12 protein-coding genes, 1 tRNA gene and 1 pseudogene are annotated in these 20,195 nt (G+C 59.8%); 12 read left to right on the forward strand and 2 right to left on the reverse strand.

Annotation, left to right across the window (positions count from 1 at the left end; genetic code table 11):
• The first annotated feature begins 124 nt into the window (after positions 1 to 124).
• The 7 genes and pseudogenes from DSOUD_RS02270 to DSOUD_RS02300 all read left to right on the forward strand — a co-directional run bounded on the left by DSOUD_RS02270 (position 125) and on the right by DSOUD_RS02300 (position 11,665).
• A complete protein-coding gene (locus tag DSOUD_RS02270) occupies positions 125 to 913 on the forward strand; it encodes a hypothetical protein (protein WP_053549477.1) in 789 nt (262 codons plus the stop codon).
• Between the two features lie 239 nt (positions 914 to 1,152).
• A complete protein-coding gene (locus tag DSOUD_RS02275) occupies positions 1,153 to 6,939 on the forward strand; it encodes an alpha-2-macroglobulin family protein (RefSeq protein WP_053549478.1) in 5,787 nt (1,928 codons plus the stop codon).
• A 111-nt stretch (positions 6,940 to 7,050) separates the two neighbouring features.
• Positions 7,051 to 7,266, forward strand: a pseudogene (locus DSOUD_RS02280) (helix-turn-helix domain-containing protein); the annotation flags it as partial.
• A gap of 167 nt (positions 7,267 to 7,433) precedes the next feature.
• A complete protein-coding gene (locus DSOUD_RS02285; RefSeq protein WP_053549480.1) occupies positions 7,434 to 8,051 on the forward strand; it encodes an alpha/beta fold hydrolase in 618 nt (205 codons plus the stop codon).
• A gap of 110 nt (positions 8,052 to 8,161) precedes the next feature.
• On the forward strand, positions 8,162 to 8,800 hold the full coding sequence (locus tag DSOUD_RS02290) for a M15 family metallopeptidase (protein ID WP_053549481.1): 639 nt from the start codon (positions 8,162 to 8,164) through the stop codon (positions 8,798 to 8,800).
• Between the two features lie 64 nt (positions 8,801 to 8,864).
• Positions 8,865 to 9,308 (forward strand): endonuclease domain-containing protein, encoded by a 444-nt coding sequence (locus DSOUD_RS02295; protein ID WP_082351379.1) that lies wholly within the window; start codon positions 8,865 to 8,867, stop codon positions 9,306 to 9,308.
• 143 nt (positions 9,309 to 9,451) lie between these two features.
• The gene (locus DSOUD_RS02300; RefSeq protein ID WP_053549482.1) at positions 9,452 to 11,665 is read left to right on the forward strand and encodes a transglycosylase domain-containing protein; all 2,214 of its coding nucleotides are present in this window, start codon (positions 9,452 to 9,454) and stop codon (positions 11,663 to 11,665) included.
• 531 nt (positions 11,666 to 12,196) lie between these two features.
• On the opposite strand, the gene DSOUD_RS02305 is transcribed toward DSOUD_RS02300, so the two are convergent.
• A complete protein-coding gene (locus DSOUD_RS02305; protein WP_053549483.1) occupies positions 12,197 to 12,703 on the reverse strand; it encodes a hypothetical protein in 507 nt (168 codons plus the stop codon).
• Between the two features lie 314 nt (positions 12,704 to 13,017).
• Between DSOUD_RS02305 and DSOUD_RS02310 the strand changes: the two genes are divergently transcribed.
• Genes DSOUD_RS02310 through DSOUD_RS02330 form a run of 5 tightly spaced genes read left to right on the forward strand, consistent with a single transcriptional unit; the run spans position 13,018 to position 19,881 of the window.
• Positions 13,018 to 13,887, forward strand: coding sequence for a WYL domain-containing protein (locus DSOUD_RS02310; protein ID WP_053549484.1), 870 nt, complete (start codon positions 13,018 to 13,020; stop codon positions 13,885 to 13,887).
• The gene (locus DSOUD_RS02315) at positions 13,880 to 15,184 is read left to right on the forward strand and encodes a hypothetical protein (protein ID WP_053549485.1); all 1,305 of its coding nucleotides are present in this window, start codon (positions 13,880 to 13,882) and stop codon (positions 15,182 to 15,184) included. Before DSOUD_RS02310 ends, DSOUD_RS02315 begins: the two co-directional genes overlap by 8 nt.
• The gene (locus DSOUD_RS02320) at positions 15,181 to 15,864 is read left to right on the forward strand and encodes a hypothetical protein (RefSeq protein WP_053549486.1); all 684 of its coding nucleotides are present in this window, start codon (positions 15,181 to 15,183) and stop codon (positions 15,862 to 15,864) included. Before DSOUD_RS02315 ends, DSOUD_RS02320 begins: the two co-directional genes overlap by 4 nt.
• Positions 15,857 to 18,670, forward strand: coding sequence for an SMC family protein (locus DSOUD_RS02325; RefSeq protein WP_053549487.1), 2,814 nt, complete (start codon positions 15,857 to 15,859; stop codon positions 18,668 to 18,670). Before DSOUD_RS02320 ends, DSOUD_RS02325 begins: the two co-directional genes overlap by 8 nt.
• Complete coding sequence (locus DSOUD_RS02330; protein WP_053549488.1) at positions 18,667 to 19,881, forward strand: hypothetical protein; 1,215 nt, start codon at positions 18,667 to 18,669, stop codon at positions 19,879 to 19,881. The genes DSOUD_RS02325 and DSOUD_RS02330 overlap by 4 nt, the downstream gene beginning before the upstream one ends.
• Before the next feature lie 203 nt (positions 19,882 to 20,084).
• Here the strand turns inward: DSOUD_RS02330 and DSOUD_RS02335 are convergent.
• Positions 20,085 to 20,161: transfer RNA gene (locus DSOUD_RS02335), tRNA-Pro, on the reverse strand.
• Between the last annotated feature and the right edge of the window lie 34 nt (positions 20,162 to 20,195).

The following is a 20,195-nucleotide window of genomic DNA, read 5'->3' on the forward strand; positions in this document are numbered from 1 at the left end:
TTGCTTCTTCCCCCCATCTTCTTCAGGAAGTGGGGGTTTTTTGTTTTCCAGCGGAATCCGCGTCGCCTGAAAGACCCTATCACAATCCCGCCACGGATCCCCCGGGCGGCCACAGGAGGAAAAGATGCTGAAAAAATCGATGAGAGTTCTGCTTGCCGCGCTGTGCGCAATCGGTCTGTTCGCCGGTACGGCCAGCGCCAGGGATGAAGTGTTGTTGCAGGACATGATCAACCTCGAGAAGGCCTACATTCCGCCGCTCTTTTTCACCAACCAGGCCGACATGCTTCTTCCCGCAAAAAAAGGGATGATGATTTTGCGTTCCGAATGGAACGCCTTTAAATTGGCTTACTATGACTACAAGCCCAACTACAACAACTGGCAGGTCTACCTCGATACCGCCGAGTACGCCATCCAGGACGCCGAAGCCATCGTCGCTTCGGTCACGCCGGCCAATCCTGCGACCCTGATCCTGGCCCACGAAGCCCTGGAAGGGGTGCGGATGACCATGCTCGAGCTGCGGACCCACAACGGCTTTCCCAAGTTCATCACCGACGCGATGACCACCTATCACGGTCCGATGGAGTACATCGTCATCGCCCTGAAGACCCAGCCGATGTCCCCTGCACTCATCGAAGATGTGACCGCCACCTACAAAATCGCCGAAAAGGCGTGGACAAAGGTCGAAAAATGCCCGGTCGATCCGGGGATGTGGGGTTTCAGCAACGAGAAGATGCAGCTCTATTATTCGCTGTTGGTCAAGGAAAGAGCCGCCCTCGACAACTTTGCGGCGGCCCTGGAAAGCGGAGACCCGGCGGCGATCAAGATGACCGGCACCCTGGCGATCAAGCAGCCGTTTGTCGACGCCTACATCCTCTTTGCCGACCTGACCCCCTTCGCTCCGCCGGCACAATAAAGAGAAGCACCTGACCCGATTTCTCTGGTCAGCTATTCCTTAAGAAGCCCCCCCGGTCAGCCGGGGGGGCTTCTTTGTCTGGAACGATCTCCTCCCCGGCGGATCCCTCTTCGGCCGGTTGGTCGTGGCCTGCTTCTCCGCGATCACTTCTTGAAGAGGGGCAGGTGCTGTGCTAGTGTCCCGTTTGAGAACAAATTTTAATGCCATGCAGAGAGAACTCATTATTCGGGAGGCCCGTCATGCACCTGCTTCGCGTCCTGCTCACCGTCCTGTTCCTCCTCGCCCTCCCCCAACCCCTGCTGGCAGTGTTCGATTCGGCCGAGTTCAACAGCGGCAGCGGGCCGCTCGAACTCCTTGCCATCAACCCGGGCGGCGAGGAGGTGCCGCCGGCGCGGCAACTGGTTCTGCGCTTCAGCCGGCCGGTGGTGCCGGTCGGCCGGATGGAGCGCGATGCGGCGGAGATCCCGGTGACGATCGATCCGGAGCTGGGTTGCGAATGGCGCTGGCTCGATACCAGCTCCCTTGCCTGCCAGCTGGGCGAGAAGGAGGCGATGCGCCCCGCCACCCGCTACACCGTGCATGTGGCGCCGGGGATCGCCACCGAGGACGGCGCGACCCTGGAGCAGACGGTCACCCACACCTTCACCACCGTCCGGCCGCGCATCGTCGACACCTCCTTTACCGCCTGGCGCTCCCCCGGTATGCCGATCCTCCGGGTGCGCTTCAACCAGCCGGTCGATGTCGACTCCGTGGCGCGGCACCTGTACTTTGCCACCGCCGCCGAAGGGCGTCTGGGCGCCGAGGTCAGCGCCACGCGCGACGGGCTGCCGCAACCGGGGGTGGAGCGCACCGTCTGGGAATTTGCCAAGTCCCTGTTGGACGAGGCGCCGCGCGCGGGAGAGATATGGTACGTGGCGCCGCAACAGGAGTTCCCTCTCGATACCGGCGTCGAACTTCTGATCGAGCCGGGGGTGGCGGCGGCCGGAGGCCCCCTCCCCGGCAACGAGCAACGGTCCCTGGTGCGTTTCGACACCTTTCCGGCGTTCGCCTATCTCGGTCTGGCCTGCCAGGACAACGCCGGCAAGGCGGTCTTCTTCCCGGCGGGGTCCCCTCCGGAAAACGGCAGGTTCTGCTCCCCTCACGCTCCGGTCTCCCTGCGCTTTTCCGCACCGATCGCCCGGGAGGTCCTGCGCGCCGGGCTCAAGACCCTCCCTCCGCAGACCGACAAGGAGGAGACCCTGGCCTATCGCGCCGAGGGGGGCGATTACGCCGTCGGTTGGCCTCATCGCTCGGGCGAGCATTACGACGAATACTTCCCCTTCGCGCGCCCGCCGTATCAGCCGCTGACGATTCTGGCCGCCGCCGCCGACCTGCGCGACGTCTTCGACCGGCCCCTGCCGCAGGATATCCGGCAGATGTTCTTCACCGACCACTACCGCCCGGATTACTCCTTCGGTCATGGAGTTTCCGTCCTGGAGAAGGGGGTGGACAGCGAGGTGCCGATCGAAATCCGCAATATTGAGCGGATCGACCTGCAGGGGTCGTCCCTGACCGCAAGCGGAAAACGGGACGGGCTGCATAACTCCCTGACCTTCAGCGAGGGGGTGGATACGGCCTTTCGCGTCCCCCTCGACCTGCGCCGGCTCCTCGATGCCCCTTCCGGGGCGGTGGCGGGCGCTTTCTCCACCGTTCCCGCGCCGCGATATGTCGGCAACACCTCCTTCTTTGCCCAGGTCACCCCCTTTAATCTGCAGGTCAAGTTCGGGCATTTCAATTCCCTGGTCTGGGTCACCGATTATGCCACCGGCCAGCCTGTGGTAGGCGCCAGGCTCAGCATCTACCGCGCCGCCTGGCCCGGACTGACGGCGACGCCCGTGGTCCTGGCCGGCGGGATCAGCGACGAAAGCGGACTGGTCCTCCTCCCCGGCATCGAAGAGCTCGACCCCGATCTGCACAGCCTGAATTCCTGGCGGGGCAACGTTCTGGTCGTGCGTTGCGACAAGGGGGAGGATCTGGCGCTGATGCCGCTGTCAAACGAGTTCGTCAACGGCAATGCCTATGAGGGGGACGGCGAAGAGAACTACAGTTCCCTGCGGCGCAAATTCGGCCACATCCACGCCTGGGGGACGACGGCGCAGGGGGTCTACCGGGCCGGCGACACCATCCAGTACAAGCTCTATCTGCGCAACCAGGACAATCGCCGCTTCGTGGCGCCGCCGCCGGCGGCCAAGTACACCCTCAAGGTCGTCGATCCGATGGATCAGACCGCCTTTTCTGTGGAGGATCTGACCCTCTCTGAATTCGGCGCCTTCAGCGGCGAGTTCACCGTGCCGACCAATGCCCCGGTCGGCTGGTACCGCTTCGAGCTCACCTCCGACTTCGGCGGCGAGTGGCAGCCGATGCGGGTGCTGGTCAGCGACTTCACCCCGGCGCCCTTCAAGGTCGGAACCGAACTCGACGGCGAACTCTTCCGCGCCGGCGAGACGGTCAGGGTAACGACCCATGCCCGGCTGCACGCCGGCGGCCCCTATGCCGACGCCGGCAGCCGGGTGACCGCACAACTGACGCCGACCCCCTTTGTCAGCAAGGATCGACTGGCGCGCGATTTCGATTTCGACACCTGGTCGGGGAACACCGAAACCCAGACCGTGCATCAGAGCGAAGCCAGCCTCGACAGCGCCGGCGATCTGAGTACGACCTTTCGCGTCGATACGCCGCAGGTCCTTTACGGCCGGCTGCGCGTAGAGAGCGCGGTACGCGACGACCGCGGCAAGTTCGTGGCCGGCGAGGCGGGGGCACGCTTTGTCGGCCGCACCCGCTTCGTCGGACTGCGTCAGAGCGACTGGATCCTGCAGCAGGGGAAACCGGCGCGGATCGAGGCGCTGGTGGTCGACGAATTCGGCGAGCCGGTCACCGGCACCCCGGTCAAACTTACGGTCCGGGTGCGGGTCACCACCGCCGCCCGAGTCAAGGGGGCGGGGAACGCCTACCTCACCCGCTACGAGCACAGCTGGGTCGACCTTGAATCCTTCGACCTGCCCCCCGGCGGCGCGCCGGCGAGCGTTAGCATCGTCCCTGATCGCCCCGGTCTCTACGAAATCAGCGCCACCATCGCCGATACCGCCGGCCGCGTCCATACGACCCGCATCGAGCGCTGGGGGACGGGGAGCGGCGCCGTCCTCTGGGAGGGGGCGAACAGCAGTTCCCTGACGATTGTCCCGGAGAAGGAGGAGCTCAAGGTCGGGGACACGGCGCGCTACCTGGTGCAGAACCCCTTTCCCGGTTGCCGGGCGCTGATCACGGTGGAGCGCTACGGCATCCTCAAGAGCTGGGTTCAGACCTTCGATGAAGGGACCGCGGTGATCGAGGTGCCGGTCGAACCCGACTACGTCCCCGGGTTCTATCTCTCGGTGACGGTCTTCTCGCCGCGGGTCGACAAGCCGCTGGAAAACCAGGTCGATCTCGGCAAGCCGGCCTTCCGCATCGGTACGGTGAAGACCGAAGTGCTCGATCCCTACAAGGAACTGGTCGTCACCGCCACAGCCGACCGCGAGGTCTACAAGCCGCGCGAAAAGGTGACGGTCGACCTGCAGGTGGCGCCGCGGCAGCAGGACGCCGATCTGGGGTCGACGGAGCTGGCGATCGTCGTCCTCGACGAGGCGGTTCTCGACCTGATCCAGGGGGGGCGTGACTACTACGACGTCTACAAGGGCTTCTATCGCCTCGACGGTCTCGATCTGCGCAACTTCAATCTCCTTATGCAGCTGGTCGGCCGGCAGAAATTCGAGAAGAAGGGGGCGAGCCCCGGCGGCGACGGCGGGGGGGATCTGGCGATGCGCTCCCTGTTCAAGTTCGTCGCCTACTGGAACCCTTCGGTGCTCACCGACGCCGACGGGAAGGCGCGGGTCAGCTTCGAGGTGCCGGACAACCTCACCGGCTGGCGGATTCTCGCCCTGGCGGTGACCCCCGGCGACCGGATGGGACTCGGGGATGCCAGCTTCCAGGTCAACCGTCCGACCGAACTGCGCCCGGCGCTCCCCAATCAGGTTCTCTCCGGGGATCGTTTCTCGGCCGGCTTCACGGTGATGAATCGCACCAAGGCAGAGCGCACCCTGACGGTCAAGCTGACGGCCGAAGGGGCGGTGGCAGCTCCTTCGACTCTGGAGCTGACGGTGGTCGCCCCGCCCTACAAGCGGGTCGAGCTGCGCCTGCCGGTCGAGGCCCGGGGGAGCGGCGAGATACGCCTGACTGCCCGCGCCTATGACAAACTCGACGGCGACCTCACCGAGGCGACGGTGCCGGTGCGCAAACAGATCGTCCTGGAAACCGCCGCCACCTACGGCACCACCACCGCGGAGAGCGTCGAGGAGCACATCGCCGTGCCGCAGGAAATCCGTACCGACGTCGGCAGCGTCAGCGTGGTGCTGGCGCCGACGGTGATCGGCAACCTCCTCGGCGCCTTCGACTACCTGCGCGACTACCCCTACATCTGCTGGGAGCAGAAGCTGACCAAGGGGGTGATGGCCTCCCATTACGTGCAACTGCGCCCCTGGCTCCCCGCCGATTTCTCCTGGCCCGGCGCCGAAGGCCTCCCCGGGGAGACTTTGTCCCTCGCCGCCGCCCACCAGGCCCCGAACGGCGGCATGGTCTACTACGTCCCGCAGGACGAGTACGTCAGTCCTTATTTAAGTGCTTATACCGCTATTGCCTTCAACTGGCTGCGCGCCGCCGGCCATGCCATCCCGGCCCCGGTGGAGGAGAAGCTGCACGGCTATTTGCAGGAGCTGCTGCGGCGCGACGAACTTCCCTCCTTCTATGACCGCGGCATGGCTTCGACGGTGCGGGCGGTGGCGCTGGCGGCCCTCGCCCCCCACGGCAAGGTGACTCGCGCCGACCTCGGGCGCTTCCGTCCCCATCTCGTGGAGATGAGCCTCTTCGGCAAGGCCCACTACCTGCAGGCTTTGCTCGCCGTTTCCGGCACCGAGGAGCTGCGTGCCGAGGCGGCGCGGCAGATCCTCGCCCACGCCAACCAGACCGGCGGCAAGTTCATCTTCAGCGAAACACTCTCCGACGGCTACGCGCGCATCCATGCCTCGCCGTTGCGCGAAAACGGCGCTATCCTCTCGGCCCTTCTCGCCTACGCCGAGACTCCGGACGGGGCGCGGCTGGTCTCCGACATCCCCTTCAAACTGGTGCGCACCATCACCCAGGGACGCGGTCAGCGCGATCGCTGGGAGAGTACCCAGGAGAACATGTTCTGCATGAACGCCCTCATCGAGTACAGCCGGCTCTACGAAAAAGAGACGCCGGCGATGAAGCTGACCGCCCGCCTCGACGGGAAGGAGTTCGGCCGCGCCGCCTTTGCCGCCTTCACCGATCCGGCCCGGACCCTGGAGCGCCCGCTCCTCCCCTCCGACCCCGGCCGCAGCGCCACGGTGCGCCTGGAGAAGGAAGGAGAGGGGCGCCTCTACTACGCCGCGCGCCTGACCTGGGCGCCGCTGGTGCTGGCGGCCAAACCGGCCAATGCCGGCATCGAGATCCGCCGCGAATACAGCGTCGAGCGCCATGGGAAGTGGGAGCTGCTGAGCAGCCCCATGACGATCAAAAGCGGCGAGCTGGTGCGGGTCGACATCTACCTGTCGCTGCCGGCAGCGCGCAACTTCGTCGTCGTCGACGACCCGGTCCCCGGCGGCCTCGAGCCGGTCAACCGCGACCTCGCCACCACCTCCAACGTCGATGCCGACAAGGGCGAGGTCCCCTTCGCCGGCGGCGCCTTCTGGTTCAGCCGCGACGACTGGCACGAATACGGCTACTCCTTCTGGAGCTTCTACCACCGCGAACTCCGCCACCATGCGGCACGCTTCTACTCCGAATACCTGTCGGCCGGCAACTACCACCTCTCCTACGTCGCCCAGGCCATCGCCCCGGGTGAGTTCACCGTTCTGCCGGTCAAGGCCGAGGAGATGTACGATCCCGACGTCTTCGGGCGCGGGGTGCCGGCGGTGTTGAAGGTGGAGAAGGAGTGATCGCGGCGGGGTGGGCCAGACCTGCGAGGTTTTGAAAACCTCGCAGGTCTCTGCGTCGACGAATGGAGTGAAGACGGCATGAAAAACTTCTCGAATATTTTAACCATCGCCGAGGCCTTCCCCGAATACGGCGTCAACCCGCTCGGCGCTGCCTTGCGCGGCGCTCGCCGTCGCGAGGGGCTGACCCAGCGCCGGCTCGCCGAGACCACCGGCATTCCGCAGCGGCACATTTCGGAGATGGAGAGCGGCAAGCGCTCCATCGGCAAGGAGCGGGCACGCAAGCTTGCCGAGGCGTTGCAGGTGAGCGATTACCGGGTGTTTTTGTAGGGGCGCTGCGTGCTGCGCCCGGTTGGATTTTCCGGATAAAGCTCCCCCTCCTTTTTTAAGGAGGGGGCCGGGGGGTGGTTAATCGCCTGACCACCCCCGGCCCCTCCTGAACCAGGAGGGGGGCAAAACACACCCCTTTTTGACTGTAGAGGGGGCGGGGGTGGTTCATGATTCACGCACTGCCAGGCATGGGCGCCGACCGCAGGATGTACCCGGAACCCTGGCCAAGCATTCAGGATTTTGTAGCTCACGATTGGGTGCGTTACTCGGGGGAGCGAAGCCTGAGTGGGATAGCACGCTCGATGTGCGACTTTTGCCGGATCAACGATGGCGATACTTTGATCGGGGCGTCGCTCGGCGGTATGGTTGCCTGCGAGATCACCAAGATCCGGAAGATTTCCCGATTGTATTTGATCGGCAGCGCTGTCCGAAAAGAGGAGATCAGTAGGTTGCTCGCGGTTCTTCATCCGCTGGCTCAGCTTGCTCCGGTCGATTGGCTCCGGATTTCGGCGGGAAAGATCCCAGTGGAGTTGGCGCAGATGTTCTCCAGCGCCGAGGCGCCATTCCTTAGGGCAATGTGTGCCGCCATCTTTAAGTGGGAGGGACTCGGTCAGAGCAGGACAACTGTCGTACGACTTCACGGAAGGCAAGACTTCGTGATCCCGCCGCCAGAAGCTGTCGATCTTCTGATTGATGGTGGTCACTTGATTTCCATGACCCACGCGGCTGAGTGCACGGAGTTCGTCAAGGCCAACTATCGGCTCCAGGGGAACGTTCAAGCCTGAACTTTTTTCTCCCTTACGGAGAGAGGGAATAAGTCACAATAGTTCACTACATTTTCGCGGACCATGTTGTCCCCAATTGGAACCATTTTAACAACCCCCACAGGCCCCCCATGCACCCAGCTCTCCTCATCCTCCTCCTGCTAACCCTCTCCCCCCAGAGAGCCACGGCCGAGGAGTCTCCTGACACTTGCACCTACACCACCTACCGCTGGAGCGTCCCTCTAAAACGTGCCGTCGATCACCACACTGTCCGTCTTGCCTACGCTGACCTGCGTCCGGAAGAGGTCGACGCCGCCACCGGCTGCAGCGTCTGCGAGGAGGACCAGAGGTGGATCGAGGTGGCGGGACTTCCCCCTATCCGCCTCTGCCGCAAGCTCGCACCACGGATCGAGGCGACCCTTGAGCGGCTCGCCGAAAGCGGCGTACCTCTTAACAGCCTCACCGGCTATCGGGTCGGCATGACCCGCGGGCCGACCGATGCCGAGGGGCTGCGCACCGTCTTCAGCAACCACTCTTTCGGCGTCGCCCTCGACGTCAACGCCGAACTCAACGGCCTCTACGACCGCTGCATCGACTTCGGTCCCGACTGCCGGCTGCTTCTTGGCGGCCGCTGGCAACCCGACGCACCCGGCGGGATGAGCGCCAACGGTGCGGCGGTCATGGCCCTGGGTGAGGCCGGGCTGCGCTGGGGCGGGGAGATCGCCGGGAGGCAGAAGGACTTCATGCACTTCTCGCCGAGCGGGTATTGACCACCCCCAGCCCCTCCTGAACCAGGAGGGGGTCGGGGGGTGGTAAAAGCAGTTGGGGTGGTTCATGATTCACAATCGACCGATTCTGAAATCCCGCCGAAAAGAACTGCGCAACAATGTCACGCCAGCGGAAAAACTCCTATGGAGCCGCTTGCAGCGCAGCAATCTCGGTGGTTACAAATTTCGCCGGCAGCACAGTGTCGGGTCGTATATCCTCGATTTTTACTGCCCGGCAGCACGGCTGGCGATAGAACTCGACGGCGATTCGCACTTCTCCGACGATGCGATCGCGTATGATCGGGAGCGAACGGCCTATCTGAACGCTCTGCGGATTAAGGTTTTGCGTTTTTTGAATTCGGAGGTTTACGTGGACATTGAGGTTGTCTGCGAGCGAATTTTGGAAGAGATCAAGAGCGATGACCTACCACCCCCGGCCCCTCCTAAGATAGGAGGGGAGAAAAAAACTCCCCCTCCTTGGCTAAGGAGGGGGTCGGGGGGTGGTCGATGACCTTCGAAGCTACCCGGAGATAACAAAGCACTTCAGCGAGAACCTGACCACCCCCAGCCCCTCCTGAACCAGGAGGGGAGCAAAAAACTCCCCCTCCTTAGCCAAGGAGGGGGTCGGGGGGTGGTACCCTTACGAAAGGTCCCATGAAACGCCTGCGCCTCACCCTCTCTATCCTCCTCGGCCTCGCCGCCCTTCTCGCCGTCGCCACCCGGATCGGCCTGCAACCGCTGCCGGAGCGTCTCGCCCCCGACAGCGACGACGTCCGCCGGGTGCAGGTGCGCGACCGGCACGGGATCCCGTTGTCGGTGACCTATGAGAACGACTGGAACCTGCAGGAGATCGTCCCCCTCGAGGCCATCCCGCAGCTTTTGCGCCAGGCCTTCGTCATGGCCGAGGACCGGCGCTTCTACGCCCACCACGGCGTCGACTGGCGGGCACGGCTGCATGCGCTCTGGCAGAACGTCAGAGCCTTCAGGGCGGTGCGCGGGGCGAGCACGATCAGCGAGCAGACGGTGCGCATGCTCCATCCCCGGCCGCGCACCCTCTGGTCGCGCTGGCTCGAAGGGTGGGAGGCGCAGTGCCTGGAGAGGCGTTTTTCCAAGGGGCAGATCCTCGAATTCTATCTCAATCAGGTCCCTTACTCCCGCAGGCGGCGCGGGGTGGCGCAGGCGGCGCGCGGCTGGTTCGATCGCGATCTTTCGACGCTCTCGCCGATGGAGATGCTGGCCCTGGCGGTGATGGTGCGCGCTCCGGCCCGGCTCAATCCGCGCGAGGGGGGTGACGATCTGCGCCGTCGGGTGGCGCTCCTGGCCGCAAGCATGCAGCAGGCCGGGCAACTTCCCGGTCTCGATCCGCTGGAGCTGGCGGCGGCGCCGCTGGAGCTGCACGCGCCGACGCTACCGGTGGCGGCCGGGCATTTCGTCCGTTTTTTAACCTCCGAGGGGGCGGCGACCGCCAGGGTGCGCGGCCCGCGGCTCGACACCACCCTCGACGCCTCGCTGCAGGCGCAGGTGCAGACCATCCTCGACACCCGGCTGCGCGACTTGAAGGGGCGAGACGTCGGCGACGGCGCGGTGCTGGTGCTCGATCACCTGCGCGGCGAGATCCTCGCCTGGGTCAACGGCGGCGGTGACGACCCGCACTTGGCAGAGAGCATGATCGACGCAATCCTCACTCCGCGCCAGCCCGGCTCGACCCTCAAGCCGTTCCTCTACGCCGCGGCGCTGGATCAGGGGTGGAACGCCGCCACGGTGATCGACGATGCGCCGATCTCCGGAGCCGTCGGCACCGGCCTGCATGCCTTTCGCAACTACAGTCGCAACTTCTACGGGCCGCTGCGTCTGCGCGAATGTCTCGGCAATTCGCTCAACACGCCGGCGGTGCGCACCATCGAGAAGATCGGCCAGCAGCCTTTTCTCGACCTCCTCCACCGCCTCGGCCTGTCCAGCCTGAGCCGCCCGGCGGAGGTCTACGGTCTCGGCCTCGCCCTCGGCAACGGCGAAGTCTCCCTGCTGGAACTGACCCGCGCCTACGCCGCCCTCGCCGATGGCGGCGTCTACCGCCCGCTGACCGCCCAACTCGGGACGGCGCCGCCGGAGGCGCGACAACGGATCTTCTCGGCCGAGAGCGCCTCGCTCATCGGCGACATCCTCTCCGATCCCGAGGCCCGGCGCCTCGAATTCGGCCGGGGCAGCGTGCTCAACCTGCCGCTGCAGACGGCAGTCAAGACCGGAACTTCCACCGACTATTGCGATGCCTGGTCCATCGGTTTCAACCACCGCTACGTGGTCGGGGTCTGGATGGGGAATCTCGATCGGCGGCCCATGCGCGACGTCACCGGCGCCGCCGGACCGGCGCTGGTCCTGCGCTCGGTCTTCGCCGAACTGGCCCGGCACCAGGAAGGGGCGCCCCTCTTTCTCAGCCCCCGCCTGATGACCCTGAACGTCTGCCGTAAAAGCGGCGGGTTGGCCGGCCCTTATTGTTCAAGCCTGCAGGAATGGTTTGCGCCGGGGGGGCAGCCCCCCCCCTGCACCGAGCACGACAGGACCTCGACCCCAGCGCTGCCGGACGCCGCGCCGGCGACCTTCGCTCTCGTCCAGCCGACCGAGGGGCTGGCCATTGCCAGCGATCCGCGCATTCCCGACCAGCTGGAAAGTTTTGCCCTTGAACTCCCCGCGGACCTGGCGCCGCAGGCGACGGTGTGGCGCATCGACGGGGCGGTCGTCGGTCGCAGCGGCGCCGGGGAATGGCGCTTCCTCTGGCCGCTGCGCCGGGGTCCGCATCGGGCGCAGGCGGAGGTGTCCCTTGCCGGCGGAGTGCGGTTGCGCTCCCCGGAAGTGACCTTTATCGTCAAGTGAAGAGCGGGAATTGCAGGAAGGAGAGGATGCTCCGGTGTGGCAAGTTCGGTCTTTGGACAATTGCGGGGGGAGCGGGGAAATTATTCGGGTGGCGGAGCCGGGGCCGGCTTCTTTGTTCCCCGGAACCGGTTTTCCAAGGGGAATAGGGGGGACAAAAGAAAAAACGCCTCCGGACCGTAACGGGACCGTAGGCGTTTTTTGTGTTATTTGCGGCTTGCGTGTTCGGGCACAAAAGCCGGTGAAACTTATCGAAAAAAATGGTCGGGGTGAGAGGATTTGAACCTCCGACCCCCTACTCCCGAAGCAGGTGCGCTAAATAAATAGATGGCTAGAGGTCGGCGGTCTTCTGTCCTGGATGCCGGTAAATGGCAAGAGGATTTCCTCGCACAAGTGCCCCTGCAGCAGAATCCCGAGGTTTGAAAAAGGAAATGCTGCCCACACTCAAAGAACACCTCCTTGGGTCTGCGAAGCCATAAAGTGGCATCGTTTTTCTTCCATGCTGTTTGCTCAGAGGCATTCGGAGCTGTTGGATTACTTCGGGTATTGGTATTTCATCTCTTCAAGCCATTCTTTGTAGTCTTCGTTAACGTCAGCAAGGAACTGTTCAAACGTTGAAATGGCGTCAGACGATAGATAGTAACGCTTTTCCCCTTTGGGCATCATTTTGATATCCAAAATAAAGTCTTTCAATCCAAGGCGCTTACAAACTTTTTTAGCGCCTCCAACCCTTGCGGAAATGCTTCTCTCCAATAGGGCATTCGAGTTGCCCAAGGGGATGGCCTCAAGTTGCTCAAGGGTCAAGAAGCGTCCCTTGGCATCATCCTTCCCGTGAAGAAAGAGGAGGTGGGCCAATTGGAAGGTTTCCCAGCCCACACCTTCAAATACTTGGTAAATAGCATCATCATCTCTTTCTTCGAGCGTCGATAAAATGCCTGCTTCAGCAAGTCGGATCAGGATTTCTGAGCTGTTTCCTCCTGAACACAGTTCTTTGAAAAATGTTGCAACTTGACCATGGGTACCCTTGATGACGATTTCCATGAATGCTTCCCCTCTCGAGTTAATCGTTGTTTGATTGAGTTGTCGTTATTGAAACGAAATTTTACACAAAAAATTGTCCTTGTCAAGAAAATAACGAAACGACATTGACGAGTGAATGTCGACATTGTCGTATTCGATTCGAAATAGAAATATTTGGGCTTGCATCCCTAGGCGCAACTGATAGCTCAAGATGGCGCTACAGGTGCTGGCATGTGATGAGGATTTAATGTTTCCATTTCCGATTTGTTTTGCTATTGTTAGTCCAATTTTTGGACCGATTCCAAAAACTAGACTAATTTCGTCGGGGGGTCTAAATGGAAACACTTTCTGTAAAGAGGGAAGATCTCAAGTGGGCGGCGCGCAGGCGCCTTGAGCTCATTGAAATGGAATTGTTTTGGTCAGGACGGGTGAACCGCCATACATTGATGGAGAAGACCGGAATTTCCAAGGCGCAAGCCAGTGCCGATTTGGCTCAATACAAAAAACTGGCGGAAGACAATTTCGCTTATAATCTGACAGAGAAAACCTATCAAGTCTCACCAACATTCTCCCCTTTGTTCATCAGCACCTCGCCGCAGGTGTTTTTGACCCAACTCGCTTTCGACGGAGGAAATGCCGAGCAGCTTCGACTTCCTGCCCGCGACATCCAGCCGGCGCTGCTGCGGGTCATCGCCCAGGCTGTTCAGTCGGCAACCTGTGTCGATATCACCTATCAGTCCATGTCTTCTCCAAAACCGAATGCCCGGGTCATTGCCCCCCATTCCTTTGTCTCTGACGGTTGGCGCTGGCATATGCGGGCTTTTGATTTCCGCACCTCATCCTTTCGAGATTTCCTCCTGGCAAGGATTCTGCGCACTCAAGAGTATGCGGCGCCCGTGAATCAAGAGGATCATCCATGGTCGAAAGAAAAAGACGCCGAGTGGCACACTATGGTGCCTTTAAAAATCGTGCCTCACCCTGGCCTGAGTCCTCAGCAGAGGGCTGTGGTGGCGGGTGACTTCGCCATGGTTAACGGAGAAGTGGTGTTTTCTGTGCGTCAAGCCTGCCTGTTTTACGTCTTGAGGCAGCTGAGATTTTTGGATGAATCGAAACATCCGGCGGAACAGCAAATTGTTCTGGCAAACAAGGAGGAGGTCCTCTCGCTTTTAAATGGGCCGGAGAAACTAGGAGGGGACCTTGAGTGACTTTGACGTCCCCACGGAGGACACCAACCAGGAGGATGTTTTGCCGGGATACTTCCGAGCAGATATCATCCCGGAAGATCTCCCGATGCTCTTTCCTCTGCTGCAGGCTAAAGAGTCGGTCGATGCATTTTCTGCCCTGTTCAGTGGTTCGCAAGCCAGTGTTCTGGTGCGGTTGATGATCCTGAGGGAAATCGGCAGCCGTGGCGACGATCCGCATTGGTCACCCCGGGAGATCGAGTCGATGTTTTCCTATGTCGACGAAACCAAGCTAAAAAGCGCTCTGCTCAGACTGCGCAATAGCGGCATTTTGATCTGGTTAACAGATATCTCCCGCTATCAATTAAGTCCCTTGGGTCGCATGGCCCTGTCCGCTCTTTCGAACATGATGAAGTTCGGCCAGGAAGAGGGGAGTGAGCTCGGTTACATTACCTCCCAAATTGTGGCCAGTCAGGCCATGGGGGTGGTCAATCAAGAAACCTTGGAGCACCTGTTGTCCCGCCTCTCAGAGCTCGACGACGAATTCAACCGGGCCATCGTCTCCGGGTCGGAATCCAGGATCAAAACCGCTGAAAAAAAACTCGACTCGGTCTGGAACTGGGTGGAGAAGGGCACGGAGGTCATGAAAATTGTGACCGATAACCTTGATTTGGACCGAGGAGCCCATCGCCTGGCCCAGCAGATCGGCCGCAGGCAGAGCAAGCTGCTCAGCATGGCTTCACGGTTTCAGAGCGAGCTGAATCTGATTGAGAAAAACAAGGTCCACATCGAACGCGGACTCTCCAGCAGCGACATTTTGCACTGGCTACTGGGTCAACCACTGAAGGCTCTCGCTGCGGTCCTCGACGGAGCCATGATCCACACCCCTTCGCCTGGGTTTGTACTCAGTGATATCGCAGTTGATATTGCTGAAGAAATGCTGATCCATCGTGACATATCGGAAATCGACGAATCGATTCCGCCGCTGCCGGATCAAGAGGATGCCAAGGATGTCGAGCTGGAGCCGATCGACTTCCGCGCACTCAGCACCCTCCAGTCGGATCTTACCGCTGTTGGAGAGTCAATGCCGCTTCAGGACCTCGTGCCAAAGAAGGATTTCGGTACCACCTCCTACCGGCTTTCCCTGATTGCTCTGATCGGCCGGGCAGGAGATGTCGCGGATGGGAATCCGGTCAAGGGATTGGTGGATCTACCCATCGACATGGAGATTGCCGAATCTGGGGAAGTCGTCAAGATCGGTCGGTGGGGAGTTGAGGAAATGACAGCAGGTTTCTTGCATCGCAAAGGAGTGGGGAAATGATGGAATCGCCAGCACAGGTGTTGGCCGCACGGCTAATTGCCATGCAGTGGTTACCACGCAAGGATGAACAGGTCATGCTCCTAATCACAGACGAAATCTTTCGGGAGGATGTGCTGGCACGACTCAAATCGTGCGGATTGTGTCTATTGGAGAATCCCTTTGCGGAAAACGTGGCTATCGGATTGGACGAGTCCTCCACCCAGGCGGTCATGGGGCGTGATACTAACTATATCTCCAACACCTTTGGCCTCAGACAGGACGCGATGGCACTTCTGGTGATTCTCTGGGCTTTGTTGATCATCCCGAAACGTCAGAAACAGCTCAACGCCAGTGCGGATGAGACGGATGACCAGATGGAGTTTTTCCCTTCCGCCAAGCTGGTCTCTCAGGGTGAGATCGATCGGCCGGCGGTCAAACTGAATGCCCTAGTCTCTGACTTTGGTGGAAAACTCGCCAAGAAGCAGCGCATTAAACTTAACCTAGGACAGTTGAAGAGACTGGGTTTTGTGTCCCAGCACAACGAGCTGATTACGGAAGGGCCGCTTCTGGACTTGGCATTTGATTACAAGCACATGGCCTCCCGGATCATTGAGGGTGCCTTGGCTGATATTCTCCAAGATTCTGCCCACAATCCCGAGGCAGAGGATGACCTGGATGTACTGGAGGTGGACAATGTTTGAGTTTAAATTTTTCGAGGCGGTGCATTGGGATTTTTGGGAACGGATTGCGCTGCCCTTTGACGGTCAGCTGCTCACGGTTGTCGGGCCGAACGGGTCAGGCAAAACCACCATGCTCGATGGTCTCAGAACCCTGCTAGGAATCGACTGTTCTTCGGATCGGGACTATCGACGCTATGTGCGCCGGAGTAACAAGCCTGTCGCCTGGCTGCGGGCGGTGGTAAGCAACAACAAGACAGCTCGAGGACTCCACTCCTTCCATCCCTGTTACACCCCCGTGGTCACTCTGGTCTGCCGGGTGAAACGTAAGGGCGGGGATTGGAGCCGTGAGTATGCAGTCCTGCCCGGAGATGTCCAGATCGAGGAAGTCGAAGCCAAAGCCGGCAAGAGTTGGTATGGCCAGAAGGACTATCGAAGCCTATTGGAGCGAGCGGGACTGGGGCGGGCCATCCGCAAGGTGCTGACCCTGGAGCAGGGAGCGACGGACAAGCTCTGTACAATGAAATCAAGGGAACTCTTGACACTGGTTTTCGAAGCGCATGGGGATCAAGAGATCCTCGACAAGTACCAGGAAGCCAAAAATGAGCAGATGACCATCCAGAAGGAGATTGAAGGCCTGAAACAGGATCTGGCAAGGTTGGAGCTGGACGTTGACCGCAACAAAAACAAAGTTGAGTCCTACAATGACTGGAAACGCCGCAAAGAGCAGCTGGAGCGGTTGATTTTTGACGATATTCCCAGGCTTGAGCTCCTTGAGCAAACGGAGCATGCACGAGCCGGGAGACTCCAGCTGAAAAGTCTCCGCCGTGAGCTCACGAAGACCTTAAAAGATCTAGAAGAACGGCAGACGCATCAGCAAAGCATCGACCGGCAGCTGCAAGACACCACGGACGAATTGACCTATTGGGATGCCGAAGAAAAACAGCGTAGGGAGGCCCGAAAAGATGCATTGAGTGCGGTCAAAGAGCTGGAGAAAATTCTTGCAGAAAAGACCCGATTGGAAGCTGTTCAAAGGCAGCAAGCCCAAGGGTTTGATCCGGACAAAGTGACGGCAGATAAGAATGGCTTTGAGCAGCATCAAGCAGACACCATCAACAAGATCAAACTGCTGGAAAAGGATGTCAAAGACGCGCTCGGTCGCTTAACGGCTCTTCGGGCAACTCACACTAAAGAACTGCCGCCGTCGGCGAAGCGCATCCGGGAAGGGCTGGCCGTCAAAGACATCCCTCATCAGTTTCTGTCCGAGGTGGTTGAGATTGTCTTGCCGGAATGGCAGCCAGTCATTGAAGGGCTGATTAGCAGTGAGGCGTTCACTGTCCTGCTGGATCGTCAGCAGGATAAGACCGCTGCGTGGTCCCTTGGTGAAGAGCAGAAGTATCGTGGTCTGGTGACTACGGATCGGATGAAGCGTCCCACGCCACGGCCCGGGTCGTTGTTGGAGGCTGTTGAGTTTCATGCCTCGGTCCCCTCCTGGATCATTTCACGCCTGGATCAGACCCTTCGTGTCGAGGATGCCCAGGCGGGGGCCGCTTTCACCACTAGCCAGAACTGGGTCTCCCGCAAAGGTTACTATAGAGATGCTCGCGGGGGGCGCTACATCGCGGTTGATGCGAAAAGGGATTACCTCTTTGGCAAGGCTGCTGTGCTGGCCGAGATCGAGGATCTTGACGAGAGCGTCCAAAAGTTTCAAGAGGATCTCCACAAGCTGGAAAATCTCAAGTCGGAGCTGAACGGGAAGATTACCGATTGCACATTGCTGTTGGAGGGATGGGATGCCGATGCCAACCTGAAGGCGCGGATGGCTGAATTCGTTCAGGCCACCAACGATTTTCCTAACAAGGAAACTGTTTTGAAGGAAGCAGAGGAGAGGCTGCAGGAAGCGGTCGAAGCGGAGAAAAAGGCTAAAAAAGAGAATGACACTTTTAGGGAGGCCTCTGGTAAAGTTGGAAACCAAATCCAAACAATGGAGAAGCTGGCCAAGGAAACTAAAGACAAGATTGCGGCCAGGCGGAAGGATATTGTCACTTTAATTTCGCAGTACCGGCAAAACCGGAAGAAATTTGCTCTCTACCAGCGCACCCCCGCCCTTCTGCAATCTATCCAGGTCGAGTACAAGTCCTTGGCCGGCGCCAATGCTAAAAGTAAATCCCTCCAGGAAGACCTTGATAACCGAGAGTGGGAGAAGGATCCCCAGGTCCTCATCATCTCCCAGAAGCTCAACAGTGACTATGAGACGAAAAGGGCGATTATCGATCAACGACGAGAGCACCACGTGCGGGCCTTGACCTTGACGGAACAAGCGCGAGGTCAATACATCAATGTGCTCTACGCCACCCTGCGCAGCTACATCAAAAGTGTTCGCGCCCTCGGGGAGATGGCTGGGGTCGAGATTATCGCCACCTTACCCAAACTGGAAAACGACGATCTGTGTCTTGCTCAAGCCGGGCTCGACGTCGAATTTCGTTTCGACCAGAAAGAAACGGACGAAACTTCCGGGGGCCAGAAGGTTATAAAGAGTCTGGTCCTTTTGGTCGGGCTGATGATGGACAAGGACGAGCAGTCCGGCGGGTTTGTGTTCATTGATGAGCCGTTTGCCCATCTTGATGTCCTCAATATCAACCTGGTCAGTAACTTCCTCCGGCGTAGCGGCGCCCAGTATGTTCTGACCACCCCCAACACTCACAACATTAACGTTTTTGAAGCATCAGATCTGACTTTTGTGACACGGAGCTGGAGGGCGCCGGCCAAGTGGGCGCCACCGGTAGCCTGGGCGCGTCGGCAGGAAGCTAGCGATGAGGTGGCTGTATGAGTGAGGTCTGGTCTACTCCCGATCTCCAGGGAATCAAGACCCTGAATATTGATGTCGGAGCCAAGCGGACCCTGCGTGGAAAACGGCGCAGGCGGTCGGTCAGTGAGACCCCTGGCAGTCTTGCTATGCTTGCAGAAGAGCAGAAGGGGGTCATCCGCGCCTGGATCAAAGGTTCTTCTTCCCGTCGAAAATGGAATAATCTCCTTGCCACCAGCGGCTTTGCCAATATCCTCCTTGCTGAGGAATTGCTCAGGACTTTGCTTGAAGCTAGTTGGATAGAGGTTGAGGAACACAGGACTCAGCGTGGATGGGAAACGGTGTGGGTTGATTTTCTCGCCTATGAGGATCTTCGGGAACATTTAGGGCTCAGTAACCGGGACAAGGAGAAGGCACAGGCCGATAATCTGGGGGGAGATTTTGCGACGGACGATTTGCGAGTCTCGGCGGCACAATTGGACGCCCTTTCAGCTGCCACCAAAATCAAGCGCCATGAGCTTTTGAGCAGTTTAGATGGTTGGATACAGGAAGGTATTCAGGGAACGCGGCGGGATTTTTCCCTGTTTGCTCGCGGGCGCACAAAAGACATTACCAGTACGGAGTGGGATTGGTTGGAATCCCAATTGGACTTAGCATCGTTCGGTATTGTTACGCACACGCCCTTGGTTCGCATCAAGATTCCGGGTGCTTTAGTTTTTCCGGAAGGACAGGTAGATTTTCGGCTGCTGCCAAGTTTTGTGGCTCTCACTGAGGGACAGATCCTTAGGGCGACCGGATTTCAGGGAGAACTCTCCTGCTGGAAAGTGGTCGAGAACCTGACCAGCTTTGAGCGGGTTGTAGGTTCTTCTGGAGAAAAAGAAGGGGTGATTTGGGTGCCTGGGTTCGCACCTTCCTGGTGGGTACGATCCGTTACTCATCTTTTGGCTATGGCAAGGGCGCCAGGAATGATTTCCTGTGATCCTGATCCTGCGGGGCTTTTGATCGCTTCGCAAGTCGGTGAAGTCTGGAAACAGCAAAAAGTTGCATGGGAACCTTGGTTTATGAACCCAAAGGATTTCGAAGGAAAAGGCATCCTGATTTCGATGACTGATCCTGACCTCGGGTTACTCAAGACTTTCAACGCACGAGGATGCAATCATCCTGGACTAGTAGAGTTAGCCAGATGGCTAGAAAAACATAATAAAAAGCTGGAACAAGAATCCTTTGTTCAATAAGTTATTCAGAGGGAAATACTGGAGTATCGGGTCTGAGGGACGGTTGAGGCCGAGAAGGTGTGCACCTGGAGCCAGCGCCGAGATTCCAATTGCCGTAAGTAATCTCGCACCTGAACTGGAGACGGACCGGAGCCCACAACGAAAAAGCCCCACTTTCCTCTTGGAGAGTGGGGCTAATTTCTTGAATTCTTACGATAAAGAAATGGTCGGGGTGAGAGGATTTGAACCTCCGACCCCCTACTCCCGAAGCAGGTGCGCTACCAGGCTGCGCTACACCCCGACATGTTCTCTTTATCAGGTTGAACAGGTCGAAA

It is taken from the genome of Desulfuromonas soudanensis (genome assembly GCF_001278055.1).
Lineage (GTDB): Bacteria > Desulfobacterota > Desulfuromonadia > Desulfuromonadales > WTL > Deferrimonas > Deferrimonas soudanensis.